A 17875-nucleotide genomic window follows, 5' to 3' on the forward strand; every position below is an offset into this window, starting at 1 on the left:
TCGCTCCGGGCTTGCTCCCGGGAGGACCGCGCTGCAGGCCCCATCCTGGGGCCCAGCGCTTGACGGGCATCCATGCCCGTCACCTCCCTCCGCAAGCCCTGCGCTCGGCCTCCTGAAGTCGCAATCTGCGTCGCCTGAACTACCGCGCGCTTAGAAGCAAAAGCCGAAGCAAGAGCAAGAGCAACAGCAACAGCAACAGCATCAGCAAGAGCAAACGGTGGGGAACCTGGCGGACACGGCCGGCCTCTCAATTCAACAGGCTTCTTGAGAGGACGCCGCACATGAAATGCCTGATGCCTTGGTTAGTCGCAGCCAGCCTGGCAGGCTGCGGCGAAACAGCCCTTTTGAGCGTAAACGAGGGCAGCGGGCCAACCCCTAGCCTCCCCGCCCCCGTCAAGACACTGATCCCCACCGTAAACATCGCCCCCGCCGTCGGCTGGCCAAAAGGCAACAAGCCGACCGCAGCACCAGGCACGCAAGTCGAAGCCTTCGCCAGCGGTCTCGACCACCCGCGCTGGCTCTACTTGCTGCCCAACGGCGATGTGCTGGTGGCCGAAACCAACGCGCCACCCAAGCCCGAAGATGGCAAGGGCATCCGCGGCTGGGCCATGGGCAAGGCGATGAAACGCGCCGGCGCGACCGTACCCAGCGCCAACCGCATCACCCTGCTGCGCGATGCCGACCACGATGGCGTGGCAGAAATCCGCAGCCCTTTCATCGAAGGGCTCAACTCACCGTTCGGCATGACGCTGGTGGGCAAGGACTTGTACGTGGCCGACACCGACAGGCTGCTGCGCTTTCACTATGAACCGGGGGCCATGCAGGTGACCGACAAGGGCCACCCGGTGACCGAGCTGCCAGGCGGGCCGCTGAACCATCACTGGACCAAGAACGTGATCGCAAGCCCCGACGGCAAGAAGCTCTACGTCACGGTTGGCTCGAACAGCAACGTCGGGGAAAACGGCATGGAAAAAGAGCAAGGCCGCGCCGCGATCTGGGAAGTGGACCCGGCAACTGGCAAGCACCGGCTGTTCGCCACCGGCCTGCGCAACCCCAACGGACTGGCCTGGGAGCCGCACAGCAACGCCTTGTGGACAGCAGTCAACGAACGTGACGAAATCGGCAGCGACCTGGTGCCGGACTACATCACCTCAGTGAAAGACGGCGGCTTCTATGGCTGGCCATACAGTTACTACGGGCAGCACGTAGACCAACGGGTACACCCGCAGGCCCCGCAGAAGGTGGCCCAAGCGCTAGCGCCCGACTACGCGGTGGGCCCGCATACCGCATCACTGGGGCTGGCATTTGTCAAACCTGGCATGTTGCCACCGCCTTTCGAACAGGGCGCTTTGGTCGGCCAGCACGGGTCGTGGAACCGTAAACCACACAGTGGCTACAAGGTGTTGTTCGTACCCTTCGACCGTGCAGGCAAACCTGCAGGCCACCCTATCGACCTGCTCACCGGGTTTCTCGACAGCGATGGCAAGGCGATGGGGCGACCGGTGGGAGTGATCAACGACGGGAAAGGCGGGATATTGGTGGCCGACGATGTGGGCAATGTCATCTGGCGGGTGAGCAAAGCACCTTGAACCTGACGGCCTGTACCGGCCCCGCCGAACGGGGCCGCTGCTTCAGGCATTGAGAATCAGGGGTTCTGTGCCAAATGCCCTGGCGGAATCACACGCTTGGCTTGCAGATAGGCCTTGGCCCAGTAGCTGTTGGACAGGTAGTCCAATCGCACCGTGCCGCCCGTTGAGGGCGCATGCACGAAGCGCCCTTCCCCTACATAAATGCCTGCATGGCTGACCTGCGAGCCGCCACTGGTGGCGAAGAACACCAGATCACCGGATTGCAGCGCCTTGGCATCCACCGTCGGTGCACGCATGACGATCATCTCCCGCGTGGAACGCGGCAAGCTGATGCCGGCCGCATCACGGTAGACGTATTTGATCAAACCACTGCAATCGAAGCCGGAGTCCGGGGTGTTGCCGCCCCAGCGGTAAGGCGTACCCACCAGGCCTATGGCGCGGATCAGCACGTCATCGGCAATCGGCGAAGGGCTCGGTTGGCTATAGCTAACCTGCGGCTGAACCACAGGGGCCGGCGCAGGCGCACGGCTGGAGCAGGCAGCAAGCAATGCCGCCAAGGAGAGAAATGCGAAGCGCGCCATCTTTATCATGGCCAGAACATCCTGTCTGAGACCGCTGCGCAGCAGCCGAAAAGAGTTGAGAATTTAGATTAGACGCTTTCTATAAATGCGCACGGCGGCGAGCTTTTTTCAAAGCATCGCCGCCGCGGCAGGATATATCATTTTGCCATCAGTTGCGCGCGATGTTGGTCGGCGCCATGGCCAAGGCACGCTTGGCTTCGATGAAGGTCTTGCTCCAGTAGCGGTCACCGAGGCTGTCGATGCGCACGCCACCACTGCGGCGGCTGCTGGAGTGGATGAACTGGTTGTCACCCAGATAGATGCCGGCATGGCTGACGCGGCCGCGACCATTGGTGCTGAAGAACAGCAAGTCACCTGGCTTGAGCTTGTTGCGTGCCACTTTCGGGGCATCGACGTTGATCATTTCACGCGTGGAGCGCGGCAGGGTCATGCCCGCCTCTTCGCGGAACAGATAGCCGATGAAACCACTGCAATCGAAACCAGACTTTTCCGAGGTACCACCGAAGCGGTAGCGGGTACCGATCAACGACATGCCGCGCTCGAGAATGCTGTCCGCCAGCACTGGCAGCTGGTAAGGCTTGCTGTTGCTGGAGAAAGCCTCCAGGTCATCTTCAGTGGCCAGCTCTTCCGGTTCGCCGAATACCGACGAGGACGAGGCCTTGGCCTTGATCACCGATTGTGCGGCGACCGGGGTGTGATCCTGAACCTGAGAAGCTGGGCCTTGGGCCGCGCAGCCAAACAGCAGGGTCACGAGTGCGAGTGGCACGAGGGGTGCGAAGCGCTTTAGCATGGGCACGACCGTGTCTGTAATCCTTTAGAGGGGGAAACTATGCCCTCTATCATGGCCATTTGCAAATTTTATCGAAAAAGATGTGACTTTTCTGTTTTGCCGCTCTGGCCCAGGGTTTTCAGGGGATTACCAGCCGAGGGTTTCCTTGAGGAAAGGGATGGTGAGCTTGCGTTGTGCCTGGAGCGAGGCCTGGTCGAGGCGTTCGAGCAGGTCGAACAGCGCGCTCATGCTGCGCGCACCGCGGGTGAGGATGAAGTGGCCGACTTCGTCGGTAAGGTGCAGGCCGCGGCGCGAAGCACGCAATTGCAGGGCGCGCAGCTTGTCTTCGTCGGACAGGCCACGCATCTGGAACACCAGGGCCAGGGTCAGGCGCGACTTCAGGTCGGGGAGCTTGATCGGCAGCTCCCGTGGCGATGCCGAGGCGGCCAGCAGCAGGCGCCGGCCGCTGTCGCGCAGGCGGTTGAACAGGTGGAACATGGCCTCTTCCCAGTCTGCCTTGCCTGCAATCACATGCAGGTCGTCGATGCAGACCAGTTCGTACTGGGCCAGGTAGTCGAGCACCTCTACGCCACGGTCGAGCAATTGCGCCAACGGCAGGTAGACGGCGGGCTCACCACGTTGCTGGAAACGATGGGTGGCGGCCTGCAGCAGGTGGCTACGGCCAACACCCTGCTTGCCCCACAGGTAGATAAGGCTCTCGGTCCAGCCGGCGTCGGCTTCGCATAGCCGCTCGACGTAACCCAATGCCGCAGCATTGGCGCCCGGATAGTAGTTGATGAAGGTGGCGTCATCGCGCAGGCGCACACCCAGGGGCAACTGGATCGGTGGTTTCATGCTCGCGGGCGGTCAGCAGGACCGCAGGGGGCCTTTGGTGAACAATCTGCAAAGTCTATACCCGCAACGCGAGGCGCACAATCACGGCAATAGATAGCGCAAGCAAAATCAACAAGTTGCGCTATTTTTTGGGGCTGATGGTGCAAGTCATTCGATATTCGGCGCCTGTGAGATCGAGCGCCGCCCCAACCCCCAAGACGATCCCGGCCATCACAGCTGCGGGTCAATGTCCCCGGCGTACATGTCCGACTCCTTGTACAAGTCATGGGCATGACGCAGCAGCACCATGATCACCGCCGCCACCGGCAGGGCCAGGAGCACCCCGGTAAAGCCGAACAGCTCACCACCGGCAAGAATGGCAAAAATCACCGCAACCGGGTGCAGACCGATGCGATCGCCCACCAGCAGCGGGGTCAGCACCATGCCTTCCAGCGCCTGCCCGACCATGAATACCGCGACGATGCCCAGCATCGGGTACAGGTCACCGCCAAACTGGAACAGGCCAGCCACCAGCGCGGCACCAATGCCGATGATGAAGCCCATGTACGGCACGATGGCCGCAAGGCCCGCGAGCATGCCGATCAGCAGACCCAGTTCGAGCCCCACCAGCATGAGCCCGGCCGAATAGATGATACCCAAGGCCACCATCACCATGAGTTGCCCGCGCACGAATGCCCCCAGTACCTCATGGCATTCGCCAGCCAGGCCCATCACCTGCGGCTCACGCTGGCGCGGTAGCAGGCCGCGCAGCTTGGCCATCATCAGGTCCCAATCGCGCAGCAGATAGAAGCCCACCACAGGAATCAGCACCATGTTCGCCAACCAGGCCATCAACGCCAGGCTCGAGGCGGTGGCATGGGACAACAGCATGCCCACGATATCGGTGGTCTGCCCCATGTGCGAGCCGATGGCGGCTTTGATCTTGTCGAACTTCCAGAAGCCATCGGCCAGGCCCAGACGACCCTGCACCCATGGCAGCGCCACCTGTTCGAGCCAGTCGAGCATCTGCGGCGCCAGCTCGTACAGGCGCACCAGCTGCTTGGCCAGCATCGGCACCAGCACCAGCAGCAAGGCCATCAGTAACAAGGTGAACAAGCCGAACACCACCACCACGCCCCAGGTGCGCGAAAGCCCCAGGCGCTCCAGGCGGTCAACCAGCGGGTCGGCCAGATAGGCCAGCAGGATGCCGACCAGAAACGGTGTAAGAATATTGTGCAAGCTATAAAGCAGCACAGCGATCAGCAGGGCTGCACCCAGCCAGATCCAGCGACGAACATCGATCAAGGTATGCTCCCTTTACCAGCGAAAACGCAGGCCGTCGAACGGCTTGGGCGCAGGCGAGGCCGGCGCGGGTTGCTCACCCGTTGCACTCGCGACCGGGGCTGGCGTAACGGGCACTGCAGGCGCCTGCTCGACGGGTAGCTCCTGCAACTTGGCCAGGCCAAGCTGGGCACGCAATTGCTCGCGGTTGCCGGTCACGCCATAGGTCAGGGTGGTGCCTTCAACCATCTTCAGGCGCGGGCCGTAGGGCTCAAGTACGCGGGCAAGCTCGGCATAGCGCTGCAGGCTCATCCCCTGTACTTGCACCTGCATCTGGCTACTGGCGCCCGGGCGGGCGACATAACGCGGCGCCAGGCGGCTGCTTACCGCCAGCATCACCGCATCGGCCAAGGCTGCCGGGTCGGCCCCTTCGGCAGTACCCTGCTCACGCTGGTCGCCCAGCCACAGTTGCCACTTGCCCTGCCACTTGCCATCGGCTTCCTGAGCATGTACCGCGAGCAAGGCGTCGGCGCCATAGCGCTCGGAGGCCTCACGCAACGGTGCCGGGTCGCTGCCTTCGATCTGCTTGGCATTGGCCACCAGTTGCTCCTGCAGGTCGGCCAGCGGCAGGCGCAGCGGCAGGCCACGGTGCTGGGCGGCACGACGCAGAGGCTGGGCGCTGGCCTGGCCGTCACCGACCAGGCTGCTGCCGTCGACACTGTCATTCAGCCACCAGCCGAGAATCGAAGGCCGATTGCTGCCCCACAGCGCGAGGCCGGCCTTGCGCAGGGCACGCTCAGTACTGCCGGGGTCGAACTCCACCAGCACCGACTCGGGCGGGCCGGCTTCGCTGCCAACCTGGTTGATGATTTGCTGCGGGTCCTTGCGCAGCGCGGCCAGCGCCGGGCTCTGCGCGGCCTTGGCGTCGCCGGTCAGGCGCAGCACCAGCGTGTCGAGGGCTTTGGCGGTAGCTGCGGTACGGGCTTCAGGGCCCTGCCCTGTGACCGGCTCGCGTACCTGATAAAGGCCGGAGACATTTTCAGCCTGAGCGGTGGCCGCTATCAGGGCCAGGCAACCGGCTGCCAGAATATTGAAAAAACGCATGGAGGATTCCTGTCCAGTCGAGCACGAAGCTCGCTACTTGCAGCTTATACACATGCAACCACATCAACCACCCTCGGCCCTTTTTCAACAATTTACCGCCCTGCCCGTCGGCCTGAGGATGGCCGCTGCCCGGCAACCCTGATAAAATCGCGCGCCTTCACAGACCACTGATGTTTCAGGCAGCCGCCGCTTACCCGCCGGTCTTGGCCGTCATGGTCGTTTTTAAGAATCCCTCCCTCCTAAAGGCCTGGATCAATGAGCAAGCAACCCTCCCTGAGCTACAAGGACGCCGGTGTAGACATCGACGCCGGCGAAGCACTGGTCGAACGCATCAAGGGCGTGGCAAAGCGCACTGCACGCCCTGAAGTCATGGGTGGCCTGGGCGGCTTCGGCGCCCTCTGCGAGATCCCGGCCGGCTACAAACAGCCAGTGCTGGTCTCCGGCACCGACGGCGTCGGCACCAAGCTGCGCCTGGCGCTGAACCTGAACAAGCACGACAGCATCGGCCAGGACCTGGTCGCCATGTGCGTCAACGACCTGGTGGTGTGCGGCGCCGAGCCGCTGTTCTTCCTCGACTACTACGCCACCGGCAAACTGAACGTAGACGTGGCCGCCACCGTGGTTACCGGCATTGGCGCCGGTTGCGAACTGGCCGGTTGCTCGCTGGTTGGTGGTGAAACCGCCGAAATGCCTGGCATGTACGAAGGCGAAGACTACGACCTGGCCGGATTCTGCGTCGGCGTGGTGGAAAAGGCCGAGATCATCGACGGCTCCAAGGTTGCCACTGGCGACGCGCTGATCGCCCTGCCGTCCTCGGGCCCGCACTCCAACGGCTACTCGCTGATCCGCAAGATCCTCGAAGTTTCCGCCACCGACATCGAGAACACCCAGCTGGAAGGCAAGCCGCTGACCGACCTGCTGATGGCGCCTACCCGCATCTACGTCAAGCCGCTGCTGCAGCTGATCAAGAACACCGGTGCCGTGAAGGCCATGGCCCACATCACCGGTGGCGGCCTGCTGGACAACATCCCGCGCGTATTGCCGAAAAACGCCCAGGCCGTGGTTGACGTGGCCAGCTGGCAGCGCCCGGTGGTATTCGACTTCCTGCAGGAAAAAGGCAACGTCGACGAGCATGAAATGCACCGCGTGCTGAACTGCGGCGTCGGCATGGTCATCTGCGTAGCCCAGGACCAGGTCGAAACTGCCCTGAACGAACTGCGCGCCGCCGGTGAGCAGCCATGGGTCATCGGCCACATCGCCGAAGCCGCCGAAGGCGCCGCCCAGGTCGAGCTGCAGAACCTCAAGGCACACTGATGCCGAGCAAGACCTGCAATGTAGTGGTACTGCTGTCGGGCTCCGGCAGCAACCTGCAAGCCCTGATCGACAGCTGCCAAGGGCAGGACAGCCCGGTGCGTATCCGTGCGGTGGTTTCCAACCGCGCCGATGCCTACGGCCTGCAACGTGCGGCGGCGGCCGGCATCGACTGCGTCGTGCTCGACCACACCCAGTTCGACGGCCGTGAAGCCTTCGATGCCGCGCTGATGGCGCGCATCGACGGCTTTGTCCCGGACCTGGTTGTGCTGGCCGGTTTCATGCGCATCCTCAGTGGCGGCTTCGTACGCCACTATCAGGGCCGCCTGCTCAACATCCACCCGTCGCTGCTGCCCAGATACAAGGGCCTGCATACCCATCGCCGGGCGCTAGAGGCAGGCGACGCCGAGCATGGCTGCAGCGTACACTTCGTGACTGAGGAACTCGATGGCGGCCCACTGGTCGTACAGGCTGTTGTACCGGTGGCGTCTGACGACACCGTCGAAAGCCTGGCCCAGCGGGTACACCACCAGGAACATCTGATCTACCCGCTGGCGGTGCGCTGGTTCGCTGAAGGGCGCTTGCGCCTCGGCGAACAGGGTGCATTACTGGATGGCCAGCCGCTGGCGGCCAGCGGTCACTTGATTCGATCCTAGGAGAATTTATGCGTCGCGCCCTGCTCTTGGCTCTCGCCGTGCTTGCCCTGCCCCTCCAGGCAGCTGATCTCAAGCCTTTCTCGGCCAGCTACACCGCCGACTGGAAGCAGCTGCCCATGAGTGGCACCGCCGAGCGCAGCCTGGTCAAGAATGCCAACGGTACCTGGGACCTTAACTTCAAGGCTTCCATGATGATCGCCAGCCTGACCGAGCAAAGCACCCTGCGCCTGGAAAACGACACCCTGCTGCCGCAGAAGTACCACTTCGAGCGCGGCGGCCTGGGCAAAGCCAAGAAGGTCGATTTGAACTTCGACTGGACCGGCAAGAAGGTCACCGGCAGCGACCGTGGCGATGCAGTCAGCCTGCCGCTGAACCGCGGCGTGCTGGACAAGTCGTCCTACCAGCTGGCCCTGCAGCATGATGTAGCCGCCGGCAAGAAAAGCATGACCTACCAGGTCGTTGACGGTGACGAGATCGACACCTACGACTTCCGCGTGCTGGGCACTGAAAAGGTCGCCACCAAGACCGGCCAGGTTGATGCAGTGAAGGTCGAGCGTGTGCGCGACCCGAGCCAGAGCAAGCGCATCACCGAGCTGTGGTTCGCCAAGAACTGGGACTACCTGCTGGTGCAACTGCGCCAGGTCGAGACGGATGGCAAGGAGTACGTGATCGTGCTGCAGGATGGCACGGTCGATGGCAAGCCGGTGAAAGGCAACTGATCCAGCACCGCCTGCTGCCCCCAAAGCCCCGCCCAGTGCGGGGCTTTTTCATGCTTTCCGGGGCCGCTCTGCGGCCCTGTCGCGACACAAGGCCGCTCCTACAAAAAGCCAGGCCTGGAAGCCGTACATGAAACTTGTTTCATGGCTGTTTTATTTACTTAGCCTGCTAACAAACTCTATAAAGAGGGTGTGCGACACACTGTCGCAGCCAACTGAAGAAGTGGAGTTTACCGATGACAGTCCAAGTAACCGAACGCGACGAATCGAAAATGTCCCACGAAGGCCTGGCCGCTGGCGTGCGGATCTGGGATGTGCACCAACAAGGCCAACTGGTGGGCATGTTCCACAATGAACACGAAGCGCACCAGTACCGCGCAGAGCTGGAAGTCCTGGAAAGCCAGCGCACCACGCAGTGAGCACTCTTCAAATGAAAAACCCCGCCAAGGCGGGGTTTTTCGCGTTTACCACATAAGGTCGTCCGGGATCTTGTAGGCAGCGTACGGGTCGTCCTCGTCCGCTTCCTCGACATGGGTGTTGAGCAACAGGATGCGGTTGGGGTCGCGCTCCTGGATCTTCACCGCCGCCTCACGGGGAATGACCTCATAGCCGCCGGCATGCGCCACGACCGCCAGTGCGCCGTTACTCAACCGGGTCCGCATCAGGGCGTTGACGGCAATGCGCTTGACCTTCTTGTCATCGACGAAGTTGTAGTAATCCTCGGTGTTCAGCTTGGGCAGGCGCGTCGCTTCGATCAACTGCTTGATCTGTGCGGCACGGGCTTTCTGCTCAGCCTTTTCCTGCTGCTGGCGGTTCAGTTCCTGGTCGCGCTTGACCTTTTCGGCCATGGCTTCCTTGGCGATGCGCTGTTGGCTGTCGTCGACTTCGACCTGGCCTTTGTGCTCCATGCGCTTCTGTTTCTTTTCAGCTTTGTTGGTCTGCGAGACCTGTTTCTGGTTGACCAGACCGGCTTTGAGCAATTGGTCGCGAAGGGAAAGGCTCATGAATGTTCACTCACTTATGCAACAGCTCAGCCGCAGCTGGGCAGGTTCTTTTCCTGACGTTTGGCTTCCCCCCAAAGGGCGTCCAGTTCGTCAAGGTTACAATCTTCAATGGGGCGGCCACTGTCGCGCAATGCCTGCTCGATAAAACGGAAACGTCGCTCGAACTTGCGGTTGGCGCGGCGCAGGGCATTTTCAGGGTCTTGCTTGAGATGGCGAGCCAGGTTGACGGCGGCAAACAACAGGTCGCCGACCTCATCCTCGAGCGCATCGGCATCACCGTCGGCCATGGCCTGCAGTACTTCATCCAGCTCTTCGCGCACCTTGTCCAGCACCGGCAATGCTTCCGGCCAGTCGAAACCGACCGTGGCCGCACGTTTCTGCAGTTTGGCTGCCCGTGACAGGGCCGGCAAGGCCGACGGTACGTCGTCGAGCAGCGACAATTGCTCGGGCGTGCTTTTCTCGGCACGTTCCTGCGCCTTGATCTCTTCCCAGCGTGACTTGACCTGGGCCTCGTTCAGGCTGGGGGTGTCCAGCGGTGCATAGAGCTCGCCAGTGGGGAACACATGCGGATGGCGGCGAATCAGCTTGCGGGTAATGCTGTCCACCACGCCATCGAACTCGAAACGCCCCTCTTCCCGGGCCAGCTGGCTGTAGTAGACCACCTGGAACAGCAAGTCGCCCAGCTCACCCTGCAGGTGCTCGAAGTCGCCGCGCTCGATGGTGTCGGCGACCTCATAGGCTTCCTCGATGGTGTGGGCAACGATACTCGCGTAGTTCTGCTTCAGGTCCCACGGGCAGCCGTACTGCGGGTCGCGCAGACGGGCCATGAGGTGCAGCAGGTCTTCGAGGGTGTAGGTCATCTAGGCAGGTCCTTCGGCGGTGGCTTCTTCGCGGGCTTACCCGCCCCCACAGGATGGCTACAGGATCAAGCACCTGTAACGTACCTGTGGGAGCGGGTTTACCCGCGAAGCAGGCGCCCCGGTCTCAAGGGGTTCTATTACGCCGCGTCTCGATGATGTTCGGCAACTGCGAGATCCGCCCCAGCAGGCGCCCCAGCGCATCCAGGCCCGGAATCTCGATGGTCAGCGACATCAACGCTGTGTTGTCTTCCTTGTTCGAGCGGGTGTTCACCGCCAGCACGTTGATCTTCTCGTTCAGCAGCACCTGCGACACATCGCGCAGCAGCCCTGGGCGGTCGTAGGCGCGGATGACGATGTCGACCGGGTAGGTCTGCACCGGGATCGGCCCCCAGCTCACCTGGATCATGCGCTCCGGCTCCTTGCCCGCCAGTTGCAGCACCGAGGCGCAGTCCTGGCGGTGGATGCTCACGCCTCGGCCCTGGGTGATGTAACCGACAATGGCATCGCCCGGCAGTGGCTGGCAGCACCCGGCCATCTGCGTCAGCAGGTTGCCGACCCCCTGAATCTGGATGTCGCCACGCTTGCCGGTACGCGGGCCGGTCGGCTTGCGCGGCACCAGTTCGATCTGCTCGATACGCTCGGGCTCCAGCAACTGCTGGGCGGCGTTGACCAGGTGGGCCAGGCGCAGGTCGCCCGCGCCGAGCGAGGCGAACATGTCCTCGGCAGTCTTGACGTTGGTCTTCTCGGCCAGGCGCTCGAAGTCCACCTGCGGCAAGCCCAGGCGGCTGAGCTCGCGCTCGAGCAAGGTCTTGCCGGCGGCGACGTTCTGGTCACGCGCCTGCAGTTTGAACCAGTGCACGATCTTGGCCCGCGCCCGCGAGGTGGTGACGTAGCCCAGGTTGGAGTTCAACCAGTCACGGCTGGGGTTGCCGTGCTTGCTGGTGATGATCTCCACCTGCTCACCGGTCTGCAGGCTGTAGTTCAGCGGCACGATACGGCCGTTGATCTTGGCACCCCGGCAGTTGTGGCCGATCTCGGTGTGCACACGGTAGGCGAAGTCCAGCGGGGTCGCCCCTTTGGGCAGGTCGATGGCGTGGCCGTCAGGGGTGAACACGTAGACCCGGTCCGGCTCGATGTCGACCCGCAACTGCTCGACCAGGCCACCGATGTCGCCCAGCTCTTCGTGCCATTCCAGCACCTGGCGCAGCCAGGAGATCTTCTCTTCGTAATGGTTGGAGCTGGGCTTGACGTCGGTGCCCTTGTAGCGCCAGTGGGCACAAACCCCCAGCTCGGCCTCTTCATGCATGCCGTGGGTGCGGATCTGCACCTCCAGCACCTTGCCCTCGGGGCCGATCACTGCGGTATGCAGCGAGCGGTAGCCGTTTTCCTTGGGGTTGGCGATGTAGTCGTCGAACTCTTTGGGGATGTGCCGCCACAGCGTGTGCACGATACCCAGCGCGGTGTAGCAGTCGCGAATTTCCGGCACCAGCACGCGCACTGCACGCACGTCGTAGATCTGGCTGAATTCCAGGCCTTTGCGCTGCATCTTGCGCCAGATCGAATAGATATGTTTCGCCCGGCCGCTGATGTCGGCATTGACGCCCGTGGCCAGCAGCTCGTTCTGCAGCTGGTTCATCACGTCGCTGATGAAGCGTTCGCGGTCCAGCCGGCGCTCGTGCAGCAGTTTGGCGATCTGCTTGTACTGGTCAGGTTCGAGGTAGCGGAAGGACAGGTCTTCCAGCTCCCACTTGATGTGGCCGATACCCAGGCGGTGCGCCAGCGGCGCATAGATGTCGAATACCTCACGCGCGACACGCAGGCGTTTCTCGTCGTCGGCGGCCTTGACCGCACGGATCGCGCAGGTACGCTCGGCCAGCTTGATAAGTGCCACACGCACATCATCGACCATGGCCACGAGCATCTTGCGCAGGTTCTCGACCTGCGCCTGCGAGCCCAGCACCAGCGACTGCCGCGGGCTGAGGCTGGCGCTGATGGCAGCCATGCGCAACACGCCGTCGATCAGCTTGGACACCACCGGACCGAACCGCTGGCTGACCTCGGCCAAGGTCACCTTGCCCTCGCGTACTGAACGGTAGATGACCGCGGCCACCAGGGAATCCTGGTCCAGCTTGAGGTCAGCCAGGATTTCGGCAATTTCCAGGCCCGCCTGGAAGCTGGACGTACCGTCCGCCCAGGAATGCTTGGCCGGGTTGCCCTTTTTCTCGATCTCATGGGCAAACTCGCAGGCTTCTTTGAGCGCTGCGCGATCCAGTGCCGAATCGACGCTTACCACATGGTCCAACCATCCTTCGAGATTGATACTGCCGTCGGTGTTGACCGGCTGGTGCACTCTCACCTGTACCATCTTTGTTTTACCTTTCCATACAGCGCACCACACGGGTGCGCTGGCGATCACCGTGTGGCTGCCATTCCATGGAAGCCACACCAAGGGGCCAGTCTGCTAGCCCGCTTCGAATAACGCCATGGCCTCGACATGCGCCGTTTGAGGAAACATGTCGAGAATCCCGGCCCTTTTTAACCGGTACCCCTGGCCGACCAGCACCTGCGCGTCTCGCGCCAGCGTGGCCGGGTTGCACGATACGTAAACCAGCCGTTTGGCCTGGAGGCGTGCGATGCCTTGCACCACCTCGAACGCACCGTCGCGCGGTGGATCCAAGAGTACCGCAGAAAAGCCCTCGGCGGCCCATCCGGTGCCTGCCAAAGGCTGCGATAAATCGGCCTGAAAAAACCGTGCGTTATGCACATTGTTGTTCCGGGCATTGGCCGCAGCCCGATCGACCATGGCCTGCACACCTTCGACAGCCACTACCTCGCGGGCCTTGCGGGCCAGCGGCAGGGCAAAGTTGCCCAGGCCGCAGAACAGGTCCAGCACCCGCTCGTCGGGTTGCGGCGCGAGCCAGCCCAGGGCCTGCTCGATCATCGCCGTGTTGACCTGGGCATTCACCTGCACGAAGTCACCTGGGCGCCAGGCCAGCTCAAGCTGCCACGGCGCCAGGGCAAAGCCCAGTTGCGCGGCAGGGTCCACCGGCGCCGGCTCATCTTCACCTTGCAGCCACAGCTGGGCATTGGCCTGTTCGCAGAACGCCTGCAACTTTGCCAGGTCTTCTGCCGGCAGCGGCGCAACGTGGCGCACCAACACTGCCTCGGCGGTGCCACTGAACAGTTCCACGTGGCCCAGCGCCTGCGGTTTGCTCAACGAGCGCAGCACCGTCGGCAAGTGGCGCAGAATGGACTGCAAGGGCTGTACCAGCACTGCGCAATCGTCGATGGCAATGATGTCCTGGCTGGCTTCGGCACGGAAGCCCACCTCCAGCTGACGCCCCTTGACGTCCCAGCGCACGGCCACACGGGCTCGGCGCCGGTAGCCGAATTCCGGCCCGCTCAGAGGTGCGGCCCATTCCTCGGGTTGCACGCCGGCCACCCGCTGCAGTTGCTCGGCAAGGGTGCGCTGCTTGAGCGCCAGCTGCGCTTCATGCGGCAGATGCTGCAGGTTGCAGCCACCACAGCGCGCATAATGGCGGCACGGTGCCTCACGGCGCTCAGGGCTGGCCTGCAGCAGACGCTCCAGGCGGGCCTCGACCACTTTGCCACGGGCGTTGAGCACCCGCGCCTCCACGGCCTCACCGGCCAGTGCACCACTGACGAACCAGGTGCGCCCGTCGAGGAAGGCGATGCCACGGCCGTCACCGGCCAGGCGCTCGATGTCCAGGCGCTGCTTCTTGCCCACGGGGACCTGGGGAGTGCGGTTGCCGCCGGCCGGCTGGAAGCGCAGGCCACTGTTGCTTTTTTTCTTGGACATTTAGCTCGGATCAAACAGGCCGGTGGACAGGTAACGGTCGCCGCGGTCGCAGATGATGGCGACCATCACGGCATTTTCCACTTCGCGGGAGAGGCGCAGCATGGCCGCAACCGCACCACCTGAGGACACGCCGCAAAAAATGCCCTCTTCACGGGCAAGGCGGCGGGTGGTGTCTTCGGCTTCCTGCTGCGACATGTCGACCACGCGGTCGACGCGGGTGGCGTCGAAGATTTTCGGCAGGTATTCCTCGGGCCAGCGGCGAATGCCCGGTATGGCCGAGCCTTCCATCGGTTGCAGCCCGATGATCTGTACCGCCGGGTTCTGCTCCTTGAGGTATTGCGAGCAGCCCATGATGGTGCCGGTGGTACCCATGGAGCTGACGAAATGGGTAATGTTGCCCTGGGTCTGCTGCCAGATCTCAGGGCCGGTGCTGTTGTAGTGGGCAATCGGATTGTCGCCGTTGGCGAACTGGTCGAGCACCAGGCCGCGGCCTTCGGCCTGCAGCTTCTCGGCCAGGTCGCGGGCGCCTTCCATGCCCTCCTCCTTGGTCACCAGGATCAACTCGGCGCCATAGGCGGTCATGGCGGCCTTGCGCTCGGCGGTGGAGTTGTCGGGCATGATCAGGATCATCTTGTAGCCCTTGATCGCCGCCGCCATTGCCAGGGCGATACCGGTGTTGCCGGACGTGGCTTCGATCAGGGTGTCGCCGGGCTTGATCTGGCCCCGCAGTTCGGCGCGGGTGATCATCGACAGCGCCGGGCGGTCCTTCACCGAGCCGGCAGGATTGTTACCTTCGAGCTTGAGCAGGAGGGTGTTGCTGGTTTCACCAGCAATGCGCTGCAGGCGAACCAGGGGCGTATTGCCGACGCAATCGGCGATGGTTGGGTACTGCAAGGTCATGGTGTATTTCACAATCCGGACGGCAGGGGCGCCTATCATACCGGCAAACCCCTCGCGGCCATATCACGCAATCTGTGGTCCATATAGCTACAAGCTATATCGATGACCTGTGCGGGCCTCTTCGCGGGTAAACCCGCTCCCACAGGTACGCCACTGGCCTCAAGAGTAGTGGTAACCCTGTGGGAGGGGGTTTGCCCGCGAAGAGGCCGGTACATGTAACGGCAATCGCATCCACAGCCGCAGCCCATGCTTGCCATTCTGCGCCCACAAGGTGCCGCCCTGGCGCTGGATGGCACTGCGGGCGATGCTCAAGCCCAGGCCAAAACCACCATCCCCCGGCCGAGAACCGTCCAGCCGCGAGAAGGGTGCGAAGATCCGCTCCAGGTCTTCTTCAGCCACACCGCCACCCTCGTCCTCCAGCCACAGCCACCAATAACTGCCTTCGCGCTGCCCACCCAGGCGCACCACACCCTCAGGCGGCGAGTGACGAATGGCATTGCGCAAGATGTTTTCCAGCGCCTGGGCCAGATGGTTGAGGTTGCCTTGCACCCAGCAGTCGGCCGGTACTTCGCAGCGCAGCCGCGCGGGCGACCAACCACTCTCGTAGCTGGCATTTTCGGCCAGCAATTCCCAAAGCGCGTGGACTTCGATGGGTTCCAGGTTCATCGGCGCACGCTCGGCGTCCTGCCAGGCCAGCTGCAGGGTGTCCTCCACCAACTGCTGCATGCAGTCCACTTCACGGGTCAGGCGCTCGCGCAGGCGCTGCAGGTCGGTTTCGCCGTCGCAGGCCACCCGTAACCGGCTCAATGGCGTGCGCATTTCGTGGGACAGGTCGCGCAGCAACTGCTGCTGCATGGCCACCGTGCCCTGCAGCCGCTCGGCCATCTGGTCGAAAGCGCGGGCCAGCTCGCCCAGTTCGTCATGCCGGGCAATGGTGCGCGAGTCGAGGCGCGCCGATAGCTGATCAGCGCGCCAGGCATTGGCCTGCTCACGCAGCTGGTTCAGCGGCACGATCAACATACGGTACAGGCCCACGCACAACAGCAAGGTGAACAGGCCAGGGATAATGCCGTTGGTGACGATGCGCCACAGCAACCGGTACTGGTCCGGGTTGAACCGCTGCGGCAGTTCGATCACCAGCATGCCCTCCTCCGGTGCCCCCGGGAACGGTATGCGTACCCACGGCTGGTCGACGCTGCGCCGGCTCATCGGCCAGTCGACACCGCGCAGACGCGTCAGTCGCTGCATGATCTGCGGATCGAGAGTAGCGCTGTCGAGCGGTCGCAGGTTGATATCGAGCACGCCAACCCAGCCCCGTTCGCGCTGGTGCATCGCCGTCACCCACTGGTCCAGCCCTTCCCGCCCACCACTGCGCCACGCCTGCTCAGCCTCACTGGCGTAGCCTCGCAGCGTCTGCCGCGCCGGTTCCGAGAGGAAGGCATTCTGGATTTCCATATGCCGGCCCCACGTGTAACTGAGGCCGATCATCAGCAGGCAAAAGCCCACCAGCAGGATGGCCAGCTTCCAGAACAGCGAATGGCGGTCAAGCATGGCTCACTCTGCCTCGCCGGTGCTGAGTACGTACCCCTTGCCCCACACGGTACGGATCTGCCGCTCGTGATAGCCGATCCCCTTGAGCTTGCGGCGGATCTGGCTGACGTGCATGTCCAGGCTGCGGTCGTGCCGCGAATAGCCGCGCTGCAACACCTGCTGGTAAAGGAACGGCTTGCTCAGCACATCATCGAAGTTGCGGTTGAGGATGTCGAACAGCCGGTACTCGCTGGGGGTCAGGCCTGCCAGGCGGCCATTCAGGCGTACATCGCACAGCCCCTCGTCGAACTGCAGCTCGCCGCAGGCAGCCTGCTCCTGCGGGGCTTGATGACGGCGTTCGAGGGCCACCCGGCGCAGGATTGCCTCGATGCGCACCTGCAGCTCGGCCATGCTGAAGGGCTTGGGCAGGTAATCGTCGGCCCCACGCTGGAAGCCACTGATGCGGTCGGCCTCGGCCCCCAGCGCCGACATCAGGATCACCGGCGTAGCGCTGCGCTTGCGCAGCTGTGCCAGGGCGTCCAGGCCGTTCAGCCCGGGCAGCAGAATATCCATGAGCACCACATCGAAAACCTCGCGACCAGCCCTTTCCAGGCCCTCCAGCCCATTACGGCACCAGGTGACCTGGAAGCCGCCACGTTGCAGCTCTTCGTGCAGGTAGGCACCCAGGACCGGGTCATCCTCGATGGCGAGGATATTGGAGTTGTAAATAGCTACAGGATTCATTGGCAACTGCCATGCATTCTCAATTGCGCAATTATTGAGTATCCACTACCGGTCAGGCAACCGCCCTGCGACCAATGCCTCGGCAACAACGCAAAACAGCGACTAAAGAGGTGCAATAGCGCTGCAGGCGGAGTAACTTCCCGGCTTGGCCGTCATCGCTTGACGGCTTCCAGGCA

17 protein-coding genes are annotated in these 17875 nt (G+C 63.1%); 5 read left to right on the forward strand and 12 right to left on the reverse strand.

The window, feature by feature from the left end; genetic code table 11:
• The first annotated feature begins 281 nt into the window (after positions 1–281).
• Complete coding sequence (locus tag E8E78_RS18610) at positions 282–1589, forward strand: sorbosone dehydrogenase family protein (RefSeq protein ID WP_197899384.1); 1308 nt, start codon at positions 282–284, stop codon at positions 1587–1589.
• A gap of 56 nt (positions 1590–1645) precedes the next feature.
• Here E8E78_RS18610 and E8E78_RS18615 read toward each other — a convergent pair whose 3' ends face one another.
• The 5 genes from E8E78_RS18615 to E8E78_RS18635 all read right to left on the reverse strand — a co-directional run bounded on the left by E8E78_RS18615 (position 1646) and on the right by E8E78_RS18635 (position 6158).
• On the reverse strand, positions 1646–2179 hold the full coding sequence (locus E8E78_RS18615; RefSeq protein ID WP_016501104.1) for a C40 family peptidase: 534 nt from the start codon (positions 2177–2179) through the stop codon (positions 1646–1648).
• Between the two features lie 139 nt (positions 2180–2318).
• Positions 2319–2960: an NlpC/P60 family protein gene (locus E8E78_RS18620; protein ID WP_041167847.1), complete on the reverse strand. Its 642-nt coding sequence runs from the start codon at positions 2958–2960 to the stop codon at positions 2319–2321.
• A gap of 126 nt (positions 2961–3086) precedes the next feature.
• Positions 3087–3794, reverse strand: a complete 708-nt coding sequence (gene hda / locus E8E78_RS18625) for a DnaA regulatory inactivator Hda (protein ID WP_016485270.1) — start codon at positions 3792–3794, stop codon at positions 3087–3089.
• Between the two features lie 210 nt (positions 3795–4004).
• On the reverse strand, positions 4005–5078 hold the full coding sequence (locus tag E8E78_RS18630; RefSeq protein WP_059396230.1) for an AI-2E family transporter: 1074 nt from the start codon (positions 5076–5078) through the stop codon (positions 4005–4007).
• Positions 5079–5090: 12 nt separating this feature from the next.
• A complete protein-coding gene (locus E8E78_RS18635; RefSeq protein WP_059396231.1) occupies positions 5091–6158 on the reverse strand; it encodes a DUF2066 domain-containing protein in 1068 nt (355 codons plus the stop codon).
• A 255-nt stretch (positions 6159–6413) separates the two neighbouring features.
• Between E8E78_RS18635 and purM the strand changes: the two genes are divergently transcribed.
• From purM to E8E78_RS18655, 4 genes are all read left to right on the forward strand, one after another.
• Positions 6414–7472, forward strand: a complete 1059-nt coding sequence (gene purM / locus E8E78_RS18640) for a phosphoribosylformylglycinamidine cyclo-ligase (protein WP_049276305.1) — start codon at positions 6414–6416, stop codon at positions 7470–7472.
• Complete coding sequence (gene purN / locus E8E78_RS18645; protein WP_049276304.1) at positions 7472–8125, forward strand: phosphoribosylglycinamide formyltransferase; 654 nt, start codon at positions 7472–7474, stop codon at positions 8123–8125. The genes purM and purN overlap by 1 nt, the downstream gene beginning before the upstream one ends.
• 8 nt (positions 8126–8133) lie before the next feature.
• Complete coding sequence (locus E8E78_RS18650) at positions 8134–8844, forward strand: DUF3108 domain-containing protein (RefSeq protein WP_016501109.1); 711 nt, start codon at positions 8134–8136, stop codon at positions 8842–8844.
• A gap of 233 nt (positions 8845–9077) precedes the next feature.
• On the forward strand, positions 9078–9260 hold the full coding sequence (locus tag E8E78_RS18655; RefSeq protein ID WP_016501110.1) for a hypothetical protein: 183 nt from the start codon (positions 9078–9080) through the stop codon (positions 9258–9260).
• Between the two features lie 45 nt (positions 9261–9305).
• On the opposite strand, the gene E8E78_RS18660 is transcribed toward E8E78_RS18655, so the two are convergent.
• From E8E78_RS18660 to E8E78_RS18690, 7 genes are all read right to left on the reverse strand, one after another.
• Positions 9306–9845, reverse strand: a complete 540-nt coding sequence (locus E8E78_RS18660) for a DUF2058 domain-containing protein (RefSeq protein WP_016501111.1) — start codon at positions 9843–9845, stop codon at positions 9306–9308.
• Positions 9846–9871: 26 nt separating this feature from the next.
• Entirely contained in the window at positions 9872–10705 is an 834-nt protein-coding gene (gene mazG / locus E8E78_RS18665; protein WP_049276301.1) for a nucleoside triphosphate pyrophosphohydrolase, read from the reverse strand.
• A gap of 124 nt (positions 10706–10829) precedes the next feature.
• Positions 10830–13070: a GTP diphosphokinase gene (relA, locus tag E8E78_RS18670; RefSeq protein ID WP_019473071.1), complete on the reverse strand. Its 2241-nt coding sequence runs from the start codon at positions 13068–13070 to the stop codon at positions 10830–10832.
• A 96-nt stretch (positions 13071–13166) separates the two neighbouring features.
• A complete protein-coding gene (gene rlmD, locus E8E78_RS18675; protein WP_280312014.1) occupies positions 13167–14525 on the reverse strand; it encodes a 23S rRNA (uracil(1939)-C(5))-methyltransferase RlmD in 1359 nt (452 codons plus the stop codon).
• A complete protein-coding gene (gene cysM / locus E8E78_RS18680; protein ID WP_041167848.1) occupies positions 14526–15425 on the reverse strand; it encodes a cysteine synthase CysM in 900 nt (299 codons plus the stop codon). It lies immediately after the preceding gene.
• Between the two features lie 159 nt (positions 15426–15584).
• On the reverse strand, positions 15585–16976 hold the full coding sequence (locus E8E78_RS18685; RefSeq protein WP_049276299.1) for a sensor histidine kinase: 1392 nt from the start codon (positions 16974–16976) through the stop codon (positions 15585–15587).
• A gap of 3 nt (positions 16977–16979) precedes the next feature.
• Positions 16980–17699, reverse strand: coding sequence for a response regulator transcription factor (locus E8E78_RS18690; protein WP_049276298.1), 720 nt, complete (start codon positions 17697–17699; stop codon positions 16980–16982).
• Positions 17700–17875: the final 176 nt, after the last annotated feature.

Source organism: Pseudomonas sp. BN505, assembly GCF_029873175.1.
Lineage (GTDB): Bacteria > Pseudomonadota > Gammaproteobacteria > Pseudomonadales > Pseudomonadaceae > Aquipseudomonas > Aquipseudomonas putida.